Source organism: Acidovorax radicis N35 (assembly GCF_000204195.1).
GTDB classification, from domain to species: domain Bacteria; phylum Pseudomonadota; class Gammaproteobacteria; order Burkholderiales; family Burkholderiaceae_C; genus Acidovorax; species Acidovorax radicis.
Window position 1 is genome coordinate 238,698 of record NZ_AFBG01000022.1, and the last position, 13,301, is coordinate 251,998.

Below are 13,301 nucleotides of genomic sequence, written 5' to 3' on the forward strand. Positions count from 1 at the left end.
TCATGTTCGCAGCCATCGCCATCGCCATCGGAGCCAGCATTGGTGCGTTGGCACGGTGGCGCCTGGGCCTGTGGCTGAACACCGAGGGGGCCGTGCTTCCCTGGGGCACCCTCGCGGCCAACTTGATCGGTGGCTACCTGGTGGGGATCTGCGTCGCCATCTTCCAGGCACTTCCAGAGCTTGACCCGGCATGGCGCCTGGCCCTGGTGACGGGTTTTCTCGGTGGCCTCACCACCTTCTCCAGCTTCTCGGCCGAAGTGGTGGGCATGCTGCTGCAGCAGCGCTACCTGCTGGCACTGGGCACCACCGGCATGCACCTGGCGGGCTCGCTGGCGCTGACGGTGCTCGGCATCCACAGCGCCACTTTTTTGCTCGCGGGGCGTGCCTGATAATCGGACGATACCGGCAGCCACTGCCACACGTTCAACCCACGCCCGACCATTGCACCCGCACGGTTGCGCCGCGTTTTCCCGACCTGCCATGGACGCCAATACCCAACTCAACGAACGCCGCCTTGCCGATGCCTGGGCGGAGCTGCAGAGCCACGCCGCCAACGGCAACCCCTTGCACGCCGACGCCTACCGCCTTGCGTTTGCCGACCCCGAATTCCTGTTCCGCCGCGAGACACGCGGCATCCGCTTTCAGCTGGAAATGCTCAAGCCCGACCTGGGCCAGGCCGAGCAAGGCATCGAGAACACCGTGGTGGTCTATGGCAGCGCCCGGTTTGTAGCCCCCGACGAGGCCGCAGCCCAGCTGACCGAAGCCGAAGCCAGTGGCGACGAGGTGCGCCTGCAGCGCGCCCGCCAGGCCGTGCGCAACGCGCGCTATTACGACCTGGCCCGCCAGTTCGCCCGCGTGGTGGCCGAGCACAGCGAGCGCCAGCAGCCCGCAGACCGCATCTACATCTGCACCGGCGGTGGCCCCGGCATCATGGAGGCCGCCAACCGCGGCGCGCATGACGTGGGCGCGCTCAACGTGGGCCTGAACATCGCCCTGCCCCACGAGCAAAGCGGCAACCGTTTCATCTCGCCCACCCTGAGCTTCAAGTTCCACTACTTTGCGCTGCGCAAGATGCACTTCATGATGCGCGCCAAGGCCCTGGTGGCGTTCCCCGGGGGCTTTGGCACGCTGGACGAACTGTTCGAGGTGCTCACGCTGGTGCAGACCAAGAAGGCCAAGCCCGTGCCCATCGTGCTGTTCGGCACGGACTACTGGAAGCGGCTGATCAACTTCGAGGTGCTGGTCGAAGAAGGTACGATCTCGGCACAGGACCTCAAGCTCTTTCACTACACCGACGACCCGCAAGAGGCGTGGGAGCTGATCAAGTCGTTCTATCAACTGTAAGAACGTGTTCACGATCTAAGCGCGACCGGACGGCATACAGGCGCGCTGCTCATGGGGCTCATGGACGGGAGTCTTGTCGGCCCTTGAGCAGACCGGTGGGCCCTATACAGGCCCCTCCCCGTGCGGCTTTTTCTCGCCGCCAATGCGCCACGCCAGACGGGCGCCGCCCAGTCCCGCCGCGCCCACCACCCAGAACAGGCCGCTCACGCCAATCACCGCCCCGGCCGACCCGAACATCAGGGGCATCAGCACGCTGGATGCGTTGATGGCCATGAGGCGCAGGCCCAGGGCCTCGCCCTGCCGGTGCGAAGGCGTGATCTGGTGCAGCAGGCTCATCACCATGGGCTGCCCCGTACCCAGCACCAGGCCCAGCAGCACGGAGCACAGCCCCATGGCAAAGGCGCTTTGCAGCAGCGGGTACACCGCAAACAACACGGCCGTCACCAGCATCGCGCCGGCCATCACGCCCCGCTCGCGCAAGCGCTTGGCCACAAAGGGCATCAACACGCGGATCACGGTGGCCGCAATCGCAAACGCCCCGAAGATGGTGCCAATGACCGCCGCCGACAACCCACGCTCGTGCCCCAGCAGTGGCACGGCAAAAGCGTGCACATCCCAGCACGACGAGATCAGCCAGTTCACGATCAGCAGACGGCGAAACGGCGGGTCGTTCAGCAGATCCCAGGCGCGCTGCGGCGGGCCACCATTGGCCGAAGCGGCGACCACCGCAGGCAGCTCCTGCGTACCCCGCACGCAGAACCAGCTGAGCAAGGGCAGCAGCGCCAGCAGCGCAAAGGCCGCGCGGTAGCCTTCAAGGCTGCCCGGGGCGCTGCCAGCGTGGTCGATGGCCAGCCCCGCCGCAAAAGGGCCGATGAAGTTGGACACCGCCGGGCCGATGGACAGCCAGCTGAACACCTGCTTGAGTTCGGTGGCGTCATGCACGGCACGGCCCGCGTGGCGTTGCACCGCGATGGTGGCAGCCCCCGCGGCGCCACCGGTCAGCAGGGCTGAAATACACAGCACGGGAAAGGTCGGGAACACCACCGCCAGCCCCGCGCCCACACATGCCACGGCCACCGAATAGCCCACCGGGCGCTTGAGGCCATGGCGGTCGGCATACCGCCCCGCGGGCAGGGCCAGGAACACCTGGGTGAGCGCGAACAGCGCCACCAGCAAGCCCACAGCGGCGGCGCTGTAGCCTTCGCGCAGGGCCAGCAGGGGCGCGGCCAGCCGCATGCCTGCCATGCTGCCGTGCACGCAGATCTGCCCTGCGATCAGGCGGGCCAGGGCCCCGTTCACAGCAGATCTTCCTCAGGGTCCAGTCCGGGCAGCACTGCCGCGCCGCCGCCGGGAAGCGGCAGGCCGGCACTGGGCAGGCCGGCGGCACCGGGTGGCGCAGGCAGGTCCTGCACATCGCGCAGGCGCTTTTGGATGGCACGGGTGCGCACACCCACCTCGTCAAAACGTTTGGCGGCAGCGTCGATGGATTTTTTGGTGGCCTCCACCACATCGCCAAACTTGGCGAACTCGGTCTTGACCATGCCCAGCAGGCTCCAGACCTCGGACGAGCGCTTTTCGATGGCCAGCGTCTTGAAACCCATCTGCAGGCTGTTGAGCATGGCCGCCAGGTTGGCCGGGCCGGTGATCATCACGCGGCAGTCGTTCTGGATGGCCTCGACCAGGCCGGGACGGCGAATCACCTCGGCGAACAGGCCTTCGGTGGGCAGATAGAGCACAGCGAAATCCGTGGTGTGCGGGGGCGAGACGTATTTGGCAAAAATCTTCTTCGCTTCGAGCTTGATCGAGGTCTCGAACGCATTGCCCGCCGACGCAATCAACGTTTTATCCGCCGCGTCCTGCGCGTCCATGAGCCGCTGGTACTGCTCCACGGGGTACTTGGAGTCGATGGGCAGCCAGACCGGGTGCTCGTCGCTCTTGCCCGGCAGGCGGATCGCAAATTCCACCAGCTCATCGCTGCCCGGCACGGTCTTGACGTTGCGCGCGAACTGGTCGGGCGTGAGCACGTTGTCGATGATGGCGCCCAGCTGCATTTCGCCCCAGGTGCCTCGCGACTTCACGTTGGTCATCACGCGCTTCAAGTCGCCCACGCTGCCGGCCAGCGTCTGCATTTCGCCCAGGCCTTTGTGCACCTGCTCAAGCCGGTCGCTCACCAGCTTGAAGGATTCTCCCAGGCGCTGCTCCAGCGTGGCGTGGAGTTTCTCGTCCACCGTGCGGCGCATTTCTTCGAGCTTGGTGGAGTTGTCGGCCTGGATGGCGGCCAGGCGTTCGTTGAGCGCGTTGCGCAGTTGCTCGGCATTGGTCTGGCTGCCTTGCAGCATGCCCGTGAGCTGCTGCGAGACGGCATCCTGCAACACCGAGAACTGGTGGCGGATCTGGTTGCCGTTGGCTTCGAGCTGGTCCTTGAGCGCGCCGGACATGGTGCCCAGCTGGCTCTGGAGGTCGCCCTTGAGCGAGTCGAGCGTGGTGCGCGTGGCCTGCGTGAGCGCCTCGAACCGCTCCTGGATGCGCTTTTCAAACAGCGCCGTGCTCTCGGCCATGGCCTCGCGCGACTTGACGCTTTCGGCCGCGAGCGCGGCCGTGGTGGTGGTGAGTTCGGTGCGAAAACCCGCGAGGGTGTCCGACAGTTCCTTGCGCGCCGTGGCCGCATCGTTTTGCCCCTGGGCCAGGTGGGCCAGCAAAGCCTTGCTGCTTTCCTCGAGCCGCCCGGCCACCGCCTGCTGCAGGGCATCGAAGCGCTGGGCCAGCGAGGCATCGAGCGCGGTCTGGCGCTGCTCCAGCCTGCCTTCAAACACCCCGAACGCGGCCAGCAGCTCGGCGCGGCCATTGCGGGACTCGGTCACGGCCTGGGCGAGGCGCTCATCCACGGCATGGCGCAGGGTCTCCAGCGTGTGCTGTGTAGTCTGGGTGAAGCCGCTGAGCTGCTGGGCCAGCGCATCCAGGGCACCGTCGTTCTTGGCCACGGCCAGCTGGGTGGCCTGCGCCGTCCGCTCCAGCGTCTGCAGGCGCGCCAGCCATTCGGGGGGCAGGTCCACCCGGGGGCGGCGCACCAGCAGCAGCACCAAAAGAATCAGAACCAGGGCCAACACGGCCAGCAAAACGAGGGTGTCGGTAGTCAAGGGCTATTACTATTATTTTGATAGCTACCAGCGCAATACAGATAAGCGCCAGCGGCCATTTTTATGCAAATATCAAGCTCAGCGCGGCGCTGTGGTCGTCGAAACGGGTTGGTTCACCGGTGTAAGCGGCCCGCGCCCATCGAAGAAGGCAATCAGGTTGTCGGCCGCCAGGTTGGCCATGGCACGGCGCGTGGGCACCGTCGCGCTGGCGATGTGGGGCGTAAGCACCACGTTGGGCACGGTGAGCAGGTCGGGGTGCACGCGGGGCTCGCCTTCGAACACATCCAGGCCCGCCGCCGCGATGCGCCCTTCGCGCAGCGCCACCGCCAATGCAGCGTCATCCACAATCCCGCCCCGCGCAATGTTGATGAGCGTGGCCGTGGGCTTCATCTGCGCCAGTTCGGCCGCGCCGATGGTGTGGTGCGAGGCTGCGGTGTAGGGCACCACCAGCACCACATGGTCTGCCGTGCGCAGCAGCTCTTCCTTGCCCACGTACGTAGCCTTGCATTCGGCTTCCAGCGCGGGCGACAGGCGCGATCGGTTGTGATAGACCACCTTCATGCCAAAACCGAATGCTCCGCGCCGGGCAATGCCCTGCCCGATGCGCCCCATGCCGATGATGCCCAGTGTGCTGCCGTGGATGTCCGAGCCCGCGAACATGTCGTAGCTCCACTTGGTCCAATTCCCGGCGCGAAGGTAGTGCTCGGACTCCGTCATGCGGCGCGCCGTGGCCATGAGCAGCGCAAAGCCGAAGTCGGCCGTGGTCTCGGTCAGCACGTCGGGTGTGTTGGTGCCCTGCACGCCGGCAGCCGTCATGGCATCCACGTCGAAGTTGTTGTAGCCCACGGCCATGTTGGCCACGATCTTCAGGCGTGGCGCGGCGGCCAGCAGCGTGGCGTCGATGCGCTGGCTGCCGGTGGTGAAGGCGCCGTCCTTGTCGGCCAGGCGCTCGGCCAGCTCGGCAGGGCTCCAGATCACGTCCTCAGGGTTGTCTTGCACGTCAAAGTGCTGGCGCAGGCGGTCCACGATGTCGGGGAAGATCGCACGCGCGATCAGGATGCGGGGTTTGCTCATATTTCAATCTCCAATGCATTCGCGAGGTACGTCGCCCTGTGAAACTGGCGTGGCCAAAAGCCAGTGGCCACCGAGCAAAGGCCGCTCTGCAGCGAGGGCGGCGCCCCCCTTCCCGCAACGCGCAGCGCTGCGAGAGAAGGGGGAAGCGGCACAACCGCTCAGGGGGACGTGCATTACCTAAACCAAAGGAAGGTCATCACCACGAACAACGGCACCAGGATGCCGCCCGACCACAGCATGTAGCCGAAGAAGCTCGGCATCTTCACGCCCCGGTCTTCGGCGATGGCCTTGACCATCATGTTGGGGGCATTGCCGATGTAGGTGTTGGCGCCCATGAACACCGCACCCGCCGAAATGGCGGCGAGCGTAGGGGCCAGCGTGGTCATGAGCGTGGCCGCATCGCCTCCGGCGGTGTTGAAGAACACGAGGTAGGTCGGAGCGTTGTCGAGGAACGAGCTGAGGATGCCCGTGGCCCAGAAATACATGGCCGGGTCGGGCGAGCCGTCGGGCCGCGTCACCGCCGCGATGATGGCGCCGAACGGGCCGTTGGCGCCCGCCTTGAGCATGGCGATGACCGGAATGATGGTGAGGAAGATGCCCGCAAACAGCTTGGCCACCTCCTGCATTGGCCCCCAGCCGAACTGGTTGTCTTCATGCACCTTGCCAGGCGTGAGCCACAGCGACAGAAAGGTCACGATGACCAGCCCCGCATCGCGCACGATGCCGGGCAGGCCCACCTCGGTGCCCGCCAGGTTGAACACCACGGGCGACTTCCAGAAGCCGCTGACCAGCACCAGCGCCACCACGGCGCCCAGCAGGGCAAAGTTGACCTTGCCGTCAAAGCCGATGGCCGGCGTGTCGGGTGTCGGGTCGGCCTTGAGCACCTCTTCGCGGCGGTGGTAGTACCAGGAGTCCAGCGCGAAGAAGATGGCCAGCAGCGTGCCCACGAGGAACAGGGTCTCGGGGAAGATGTGGCCCACCGTCCAGAAAAAGTCCACGCCCTTCAAGAACCCCAGGAACAGGGGCGGATCACCCAGCGGCGTGAGCGAGCCCCCGGCATTGGACACGATGAAGATGAAGAACACGACCACATGCGCCGTGTGCCGGCGGTTGTCGTTGGCGCGGATCAGCGGGCGGATCAGCAGCATCGATGCCCCCGTGGTGCCCATCAAGCTGGCCAGCACCGCGCCAATGGCCAGGATTGCGGTGTTCAGCCCGGGGCTGCCATGCAGATTGCCCCGGATGAAGATGCCGCCCGCCACCGTGAACAGCGCGGTGAGCAAAATGACGAACGGGATGTACTCGGCCACCAGCGCATGCACCAGGCTCGCGCCCGCCACACCGGCCCCGAAGGTGATGGCAAACGGCACCAGAAATATCAGGCCCCAGGCCGCTGCGACCTTGCCGAAATGGTGGTGCCAGAAGATCGGTGCCATGAGTGGCATGAGCGCAATCGACAGCAGGATGCCCGCAAACGGCACACCCCAGAGCACCGACAGCGTGCTGCCATCGATATCGGCCGCTACAGCCATGCCGGGCAGTGCGGCGGCAAGACCTGCGAAAGCCAGTCCGCGCGAAAATTTCAAAGCTTGTGTTTCCGGTTCATGGTTGAAAAATGAAGGGGGCACGGCAAGGTGGCCCCGGGCACGCCCCCAATCACGCGGGAGAGGGAATGTCGAACACCTGGCGCAGATAGGCCAGGTATTTCTCGTCATCACACATGCCCTTGCCCGGCGTGTCGGAAAGCTTGGCCACGGGCTGGTCGTTGCAGCGCGTCATCTTGATGACCACCTGCAGCGGCTCGTGGGCAGGCGGGCTGCCGAGATCGTTGGTGAGATTGGTGCCAATGCCGAACGCCAGCTGGCAGCGCCCACGGAACTGCTGGTACAGCTCGATCGTGCGCGGAATGGTGAGCGCGTCGCTGAAGATCAGCGTCTTGGTCAGCGGGTCCACACGGTTCTTGCGGTAGTGGTCGAGCAGGCGCTCGCCCCAGGCAAACGGGTCGCCGCTGTCGTGGCGCGCGCCGTCGAACAGCTTGCAAAAATACAGGTCGAAGTCGCGCAGGAAGGCGCTCATGCCGTAGACGTCCGACAGCGCAATGCCCAGGTCACCGCGGTATTCCTTGGCCCACATCTCGAAGCCGAACACCTGGCTGTCGCGCAGGCGCGGCCCGAGCGCCTGGCAGGCCTGCAAATACTCATGCGCCATGGTCCCCAGCGGCGTCACACCCAGCTTCATCGCATACAGCACGTTGCTGGTGCCCGCGAATTGGCCGGGGCCTGCGGGTGCACCGGGGCGGCGGTCGCCCGTGCCCAGGCGGGCCACCAGCACGCGCAGCACTTCCTCGTGCCAGGCGCGGGAAAAGCGCCGGCGCGTGCCGTAGTCGGCGATTTTTAGGTCGGACAGGCCTTCGCCCTGCAGCAGCGCGATCTTGGCATCCAGGCGCCTGCGGCCTTCCAGGAAATCGGGCACTTTCTGCGTATTGCGAAAGTAGACCTCGTTGATGATGGCCAGCACCGGGATCTCGAACAGGATGGTGTGCAGCCAGGGGCCCCGGATGGAAATCTCGATCTCGCCGTTGTGCTGGGGCGTGACGGTGATGTATTTCTCGTTGAGCTTGAACAGCCCAAGAAAATCCACGAAGTCACTCTTGATGAAGCGCAGCGAGCGCAGGTAGGCCAGTTCGGCATCCTGGAACTGCAGGCAACACAGCGACCGGATCTCGTCGCGGATCTCGTTGGCAAATGGTGCCAGCTGCACACCAGGGTTGCGGCACTTGAACTTGTATTCGACCTGCGCACCCGGAAACTGGTGCAGCACGACCTGCATCATGGTGAACTTGTACAGGTCGGTGTCGAGCAGGCTGGTGATGATCATGGACAGGGCGGGCGCAAGAAGGAACCAGTGGAGCCGCAGGCCGGGCAGCAAAGCCGCAAAGTGTAGGCCATCGTGGACCAGCACGCTGGCCACGCGCGCACGCGCCAGATACTGCAAAGATCCAATAAAAAATAGCCTCTAGCGCTTTTCCAGCATGCGCTTTCAGCTATCAAAATGATTGCAGGCACCGCGCAGGCGTTCAGCCCGCCACCACCAGGTCCTGCAGCACCTTGCGCAGTGGCTCCGGTACCGGCACGGGCCTGCGGGTTTCACGGTCCACATACACATGGATGAAATGGCCGGCCGCAGCGGTCAGCGGCTCGCCCTGGGCAAACAGGCCCACCTCATACCTGACGCTGGAGCCGCCCAGCCGTGCCACGCGGATGCCGGCCTCGATCGTCTGCGGGAAGGCCAGCGGCGCGAAGTAGTTGCACTGGGTTTCAATGACCAGGCCAATGGTCTCGCCCGCGTGGATATCGAGCACGCCTTGATCGATCAGGTGGGCATTCACCGCCGTGTCAAACCAGCTGTAGTACACGACGTTGTTCACATGGCCGTACACGTCGTTGTCGGCCCAGCGTGTGGTGATGGGGCGAAAAGCCTGGTAAGCGCTGCGCGGCTGCGGGGACGGGCGGGCGGCCGGTGCGGACGCAGTGGCAGGGGTGGTGCTGGCGGCAGAAGTCATGGCCGCACATTCTGCCAGCGCTGGTGGTATTGCCAGGCCACGCGCCAGGTGTTGAGCTGGGCCAACACCGTGTCGTCCAGGTTCCGGCCATAACCCCCGGCCATGGCAAAAACCAGGGGAATGCGCCGCTGCCAGGCCCAGTCGAACACACGCCGGTCGCGCGCCTCCAGGCCATCGTGCGTCACGGCCAGCCGCCCCAGGCGATCGCCTTCGTGCGGATCGGCGCCGGCCAGATAGAAGACGAGCTGGGGCGCAAACCGCTGCTCCAGGGCATCAAGCGCGTGCTCCAGGGCCTGCAGGTAGTCAGGGTCGGAGCAGCCGTCGGGCAGCTCGACATCCAGGTCGCTGGGCTCCTTGCGGAACGGGAAATTGCGTGCCCCATGCAGTGACAGCGTGAACACGCTGTGGTCTCCCCTGAAAATGTGCGCCGTGCCGTTGCCCTGGTGCACGTCCAGGTCGATCACCGCCACCTGGAGCGGCCGGGCTGCGCGTCCATCGCCCCCGCCGCGCGCCCACTCCACCTGCATCAACCGGGCGGCCACTGCCACATCGTTGAACACACAAAAACCGCTGCCCTTGTCGGCATAGGCATGGTGGGTGCCCCCAGCGAGGTTGCCTGCAACCCCTTCGCGCAAGGCCACGCGGCTCGCGGCCACCGTGGCCCCTACGGAGCGCCGCGCGCGCTCGGCCATGGCCTCGCTCCAGGGGAAACCGATCTCGCGCTGGGCCAGGGGCGGCAGCGTGCCGTCGGCAATGGCGTCGATATAGTCGGGCGCATGGGCCAGCGCCAATTCGCGGTCGGATGCGGGCAAGGCCACCTGGAGCGACACACCGGGCAGGTGCTGCGCGATCCGGTCGCGCAGCAGTCGGTACTTGGCCATGGGAAACCGATGGCCCTCGGGCAGGGGCAGCACAAAATGGTCTGCGTAGTAGGCGTGCATGACGAGATTGTGGCGAACGGCGGATTTCTGGGTGGCCGTCCCTAATTTGCTGCACCGCAACAAAAAACCCTTGCAATAGTGAACGAAGCCCCTAAAATTCAACCCATGCTGCACTGCAACATGACTTTACCGAGTCAGGGCCAGCGCAGATGTCTGTGAACCACCCTGGCCTCTAGGGCCCTCATTTTTAGGAGATATGACATGACGCTGACCGCTGAACAAATCCTGGCCTCGCACAAAGCCAACATCGAAACCCTGTTTGGTCTGACCACCAAGGCCTTCGAAGGCGTGGAAAAGCTGGTGGAACTGAACGTGACCGCTTCGCGCGCAGCCCTGTCGGAAGCCGCCAACCATACCCAGGCCGTCCTGGGCGTGAAGGACGCACAAGAACTGCTGGCCCTGCAAGCTGGCCTGTTCCAGCCTCTGGCTGAAAAGACCGCTGCCTACAGCCGTCACCTGTATGACATCGCTTCGGGCACGGGCGCCGAATTCGGCAAGGCCTTCGAAAGCCAAACCACCGACGCGCAAAAAGCCTTCACCAACCTGGTGGACAGCGCCGCAAAGAACGCCCCTGCCGGTTCCGAAACGGCCGTGGCTGTGATGAAGAGCGCCGTCTCTGCCGCCAACAACGCATTTGAGTCGGTGCAAAAGGCCGTCAAGCAAGCGTCTGACGTGGCCGAAGCCAACTTCAACGCCGTGGCCAGCACCGCTGCCAACGCCGCCAAGACTGCGGCTCCCCGCAAGCGCTAAATCAGCACCTGCGGTCTGGAGTGCAAACTCTAGGCCGCGTTCAGGGAATACCCTGATAATTCAACCACGCGCTGCGGATCTCTTCCACAGTGCATCAGTTGTCTCCTTGGATCCTCTCGAAACCCCCGTTTCAGGGATCCTTTTAAAGCCCGGTTCATGACCGGGCTTTTTTTTGCGTCCGTGTTGGATGCATGTCGCTGGAACTGGCTGCCACGGGTGTCAAACACATGAGCGGGCCACACAACACACCCGGGGTGATGGTCCCGTCCGCCCCCCACTCCGCGCACCCAGCAACGCGCCTCGCGTTTGCGCTGCATCAGGCTTTCGCACCAATCCCCGCACTCACCCCAGCCTTTATTAAGAATAATTCGTGTTTGCTTTATCATCGCCGGAGTTACAACCCCGAAAGATGCATCCATGTCGAAGACTGTGAAAGCCTTGCTGAGCGCTTGTGCCCTGGCCGCCGCCGCAGGCGCTGTCCATGCCCAGGAACAAGTGGTCAACCTCTACTCGGCCCGCCACTACTCCACCGACGAAGCGCTGTACACAGGCTTCACTAAGGCCACTGGCATCAAGATCAATCGCGTGGATGCCGACGACGCGGGCATCCTCGCGCGCCTGAAAGCCGAAGGCGCTGCCTCGCCTGCGGACGTGATCCTGCTGGTGGACGCCGCCCGCCTGTACAAGGGCGAAGTCGATGGCCTGTTCCAGCCCATCCAGTCCAAGGTGCTCAACGACGCCATCCCCGCCAACCTGCGCAGCAATCCGGCGGCAGATGGCAGCATCTCGTGGTTTGGCCTGTCCACACGAGCCCGCGTGGTGGTCTACAACAAGATCAAGATGGACAAGGCGGATGTCGATACCTACGAGGAACTCGGCGACCCGAAGAACAAGGGCAAGCTGTGCATCCGCTCTGGCTCGCACCCCTACAACCTGAGCCTGTTCGGTGCTGTGACTGAGCACATGGGCGAACAGAAGGCCGAAGCCTGGCTCAAGGGCATGGTCGCCAACCTGGCACGCCCCCCCAAGGGTGGCGACACCGACCAGATCAAGGCCGTGGCCGCTGGCGAATGCGATATCGCCGTGACCAACAGCTACTACTTGGCGCGCATGATGCGTTCCACCAAGCCCGAAGATGTGGCCGTGGTCAACAAGGTGGGCGTGATGTTCCCCAACCAGGAGTCCTGGGGCACGCACCTGAACATCGCGGGCGGCGCTGTGGCCAAGCACTCCAAGAACCAGGCCAATGCGGTCAAGTTCCTGGAATACCTGGCCAGCCCGGAAGCCCAGAACTACTTTGCCAACGGCAACAATGAGTGGCCCGCTGCCAAGGGCGTCGCGCTGGACAACCCGGCCCTCAAGGCCATGACCGGCGGCAAGCCATTCAAGAGCGAAACCATCCCGATCAGCGCGGTGGGCGCCAATACGACCAAGGTTCAGCAGATGCTGGACCGGGTGGGTTTCCAGTAAGCAGTGCAGGCTCCCGGGCGTTTTGGCGCCCCAGCAGCCCGGCTTTCGCCGGGCTTTTTTTTGCCCTTCACTGTGCATGGTTCATAATTGACGTTTACGTTAACGTCACTTACTGGAGACAAAACATGGAAATCAAGGGCAAGGTATTCATCGTCACCGGCGGCGCATCGGGCCTGGGCGAAGGCACGGCACGCATGCTGGCAGCCCAGGGTGGTACGGTGGTCATCGCCGACATGCAGGCCGACAAAGGCGAAGCCGTGGCCAAGGACATCGGTGGCGCTTTCGTGAAGTGCGACGTGAGCAACGAGACCGACGGTCAGGCCGTGGTAGCGAAGGCGGTTTCGCTGGGCAAGCTCATGGGTCTGGTCAACTGCGCAGGCATCGCGCCCGCCGAGAAAACCGTGGGCAAGAATGGGGCCCACGCCTTAGCCCTGTTCAGCAAGACCGTCACGGTCAACCTGATCGGCAGCTTCAACATGATTCGCCTGGCCGCCGAAGCCATGAGCAAAAACGAGCCCGAGGCCACGGGCGAGCGCGGCGCGCTGATCTCCACCGCCAGTGTGGCCGCCTATGACGGCCAGATTGGCCAAGCGGCGTACTCTGCATCCAAGGGCGGCGTGGTCGGCATGACCTTGCCCATCGCCCGCGACCTGGCCCGCAACGGCATCCGCAACATGACGATTGCCCCGGGCATCTTCGGCACGCCCATGCTGTTTGGCATGCCCCAGGAAGTGCAGGACGCGCTGGCGGCGGGCGTGCCCTTCCCGAGCCGCCTGGGCACGCCGCAGGACTACGCCAAGCTGGTGCAGCACATCTTCGAGAACGACATGCTCAACGGCGAGGTAATCCGCCTCGATGGCGCAATCCGCCTGGCTCCCCGTTAACAATTGCTACTCTATTGATAGCTACCAGTGCTTGATAGAAAAGCGCTGATAGCTATTTTTATGCATATTCTGTCGGGATTTTCGGAACGCAAGCCGGCATAGAAGACAAGCGAAAAAAAAACCGCTGCAGCCTTTCGAC

The 13,301-nt window shown here is 64.4% G+C and carries 12 protein-coding genes; 5 read left to right on the plus strand and 7 right to left on the minus strand.

Going from position 1 to position 13,301, the window contains the following annotated elements; translation table 11 throughout:
* Nucleotides 1-2: 2 nt before the first annotated feature.
* Complete coding sequence (crcB, locus tag ARADN35_RS0121205) at nucleotides 3-389, plus strand: fluoride efflux transporter CrcB (RefSeq protein ID WP_010465764.1); 387 nt, start codon at nucleotides 3-5, stop codon at nucleotides 387-389.
* Between the two features lie 91 nt (nucleotides 390-480).
* Nucleotides 481-1,344: an LOG family protein gene (locus ARADN35_RS0121210; protein WP_010465765.1), complete on the plus strand. Its 864-nt coding sequence runs from the start codon at nucleotides 481-483 to the stop codon at nucleotides 1,342-1,344.
* A gap of 102 nt (nucleotides 1,345-1,446) precedes the next feature.
* Here the strand turns inward: ARADN35_RS0121210 and ARADN35_RS0121215 are convergent, their stop codons facing one another.
* From ARADN35_RS0121215 to ARADN35_RS0121245, 7 genes are all read right to left on the minus strand, one after another.
* Complete coding sequence (locus ARADN35_RS0121215) at nucleotides 1,447-2,643, minus strand: MFS transporter (protein ID WP_010465766.1); 1,197 nt, start codon at nucleotides 2,641-2,643, stop codon at nucleotides 1,447-1,449.
* Complete coding sequence (locus ARADN35_RS0121220; protein WP_029414270.1) at nucleotides 2,640-4,481, minus strand: DNA recombination protein RmuC; 1,842 nt, start codon at nucleotides 4,479-4,481, stop codon at nucleotides 2,640-2,642. Before ARADN35_RS0121220 ends, ARADN35_RS0121215 begins: the two co-directional genes overlap by 4 nt.
* Nucleotides 4,482-4,559: 78 nt before the next feature.
* A complete protein-coding gene (locus ARADN35_RS0121225; RefSeq protein ID WP_010465769.1) occupies nucleotides 4,560-5,555 on the minus strand; it encodes a 2-hydroxyacid dehydrogenase in 996 nt (331 codons plus the stop codon).
* A gap of 173 nt (nucleotides 5,556-5,728) precedes the next feature.
* Complete coding sequence (locus ARADN35_RS0121230; RefSeq protein WP_010465770.1) at nucleotides 5,729-7,141, minus strand: sodium:proton antiporter; 1,413 nt, start codon at nucleotides 7,139-7,141, stop codon at nucleotides 5,729-5,731.
* A 70-nt stretch (nucleotides 7,142-7,211) separates the two neighbouring features.
* Nucleotides 7,212-8,432 carry a nicotinate phosphoribosyltransferase gene (gene pncB, locus ARADN35_RS0121235; protein ID WP_010465772.1) on the minus strand — a complete coding sequence of 407 codons (1,221 nt, stop codon included), beginning with the start codon at nucleotides 8,430-8,432 and terminating at the stop codon, nucleotides 7,212-7,214.
* 199 nt (nucleotides 8,433-8,631) lie between these two features.
* Nucleotides 8,632-9,117 (minus strand): acyl-CoA thioesterase, encoded by a 486-nt coding sequence (locus ARADN35_RS0121240; protein ID WP_010465774.1) that lies wholly within the window; start codon nucleotides 9,115-9,117, stop codon nucleotides 8,632-8,634.
* Nucleotides 9,114-10,058, minus strand: coding sequence for a histone deacetylase family protein (locus tag ARADN35_RS0121245; RefSeq protein ID WP_010465776.1), 945 nt, complete (start codon nucleotides 10,056-10,058; stop codon nucleotides 9,114-9,116). The genes ARADN35_RS0121240 and ARADN35_RS0121245 overlap by 4 nt, the downstream gene beginning before the upstream one ends.
* 201 nt (nucleotides 10,059-10,259) lie before the next feature.
* Between ARADN35_RS0121245 and ARADN35_RS0121250 the strand changes: the two genes are divergently transcribed.
* The 3 genes from ARADN35_RS0121250 to ARADN35_RS0121260 all read left to right on the plus strand — a co-directional run bounded on the left by ARADN35_RS0121250 (nucleotide 10,260) and on the right by ARADN35_RS0121260 (nucleotide 13,162).
* The gene (locus ARADN35_RS0121250) at nucleotides 10,260-10,808 is read left to right on the plus strand and encodes a phasin family protein (RefSeq protein ID WP_010465778.1); all 549 of its coding nucleotides are present in this window, start codon (nucleotides 10,260-10,262) and stop codon (nucleotides 10,806-10,808) included.
* Between the two features lie 417 nt (nucleotides 10,809-11,225).
* The gene (locus tag ARADN35_RS0121255; RefSeq protein ID WP_010465779.1) at nucleotides 11,226-12,278 is read left to right on the plus strand and encodes a Fe(3+) ABC transporter substrate-binding protein; all 1,053 of its coding nucleotides are present in this window, start codon (nucleotides 11,226-11,228) and stop codon (nucleotides 12,276-12,278) included.
* Between the two features lie 125 nt (nucleotides 12,279-12,403).
* The gene (locus tag ARADN35_RS0121260) at nucleotides 12,404-13,162 is read left to right on the plus strand and encodes a 3-hydroxyacyl-CoA dehydrogenase (protein ID WP_010465781.1); all 759 of its coding nucleotides are present in this window, start codon (nucleotides 12,404-12,406) and stop codon (nucleotides 13,160-13,162) included.
* Nucleotides 13,163-13,301 lie beyond the last annotated feature (139 nt).

What these genes read in the sequence shown, in the direction of transcription:
- crcB (WP_010465764.1), top strand. Translation starts at nt 3, where the DNA reads ATGTTCGCAGCCATCGCCATCGCCATCGGAGCCAGCATTGGTGCGTTG.
- ARADN35_RS0121210 (WP_010465765.1), top strand. Translation starts at nt 481, where the DNA reads ATGGACGCCAATACCCAACTCAACGAACGCCGCCTTGCCGATGCCTGG.
- ARADN35_RS0121225 (WP_010465769.1), bottom strand. Translation starts at nt 5,555, where the DNA reads ATGAGCAAACCCCGCATCCTGATCGCGCGTGCGATCTTCCCCGACATC.
- pncB (WP_010465772.1), bottom strand. Translation starts at nt 8,432, where the DNA reads ATGATCATCACCAGCCTGCTCGACACCGACCTGTACAAGTTCACCATG.
- ARADN35_RS0121240 (WP_010465774.1), bottom strand. Translation starts at nt 9,117, where the DNA reads ATGACTTCTGCCGCCAGCACCACCCCTGCCACTGCGTCCGCACCGGCC.
- ARADN35_RS0121245 (WP_010465776.1), bottom strand. Translation starts at nt 10,058, where the DNA reads ATGCACGCCTACTACGCAGACCATTTTGTGCTGCCCCTGCCCGAGGGC.
- ARADN35_RS0121250 (WP_010465778.1), top strand. Translation starts at nt 10,260, where the DNA reads ATGACGCTGACCGCTGAACAAATCCTGGCCTCGCACAAAGCCAACATC.
- ARADN35_RS0121255 (WP_010465779.1), top strand. Translation starts at nt 11,226, where the DNA reads ATGTCGAAGACTGTGAAAGCCTTGCTGAGCGCTTGTGCCCTGGCCGCC.
- ARADN35_RS0121260 (WP_010465781.1), top strand. Translation starts at nt 12,404, where the DNA reads ATGGAAATCAAGGGCAAGGTATTCATCGTCACCGGCGGCGCATCGGGC.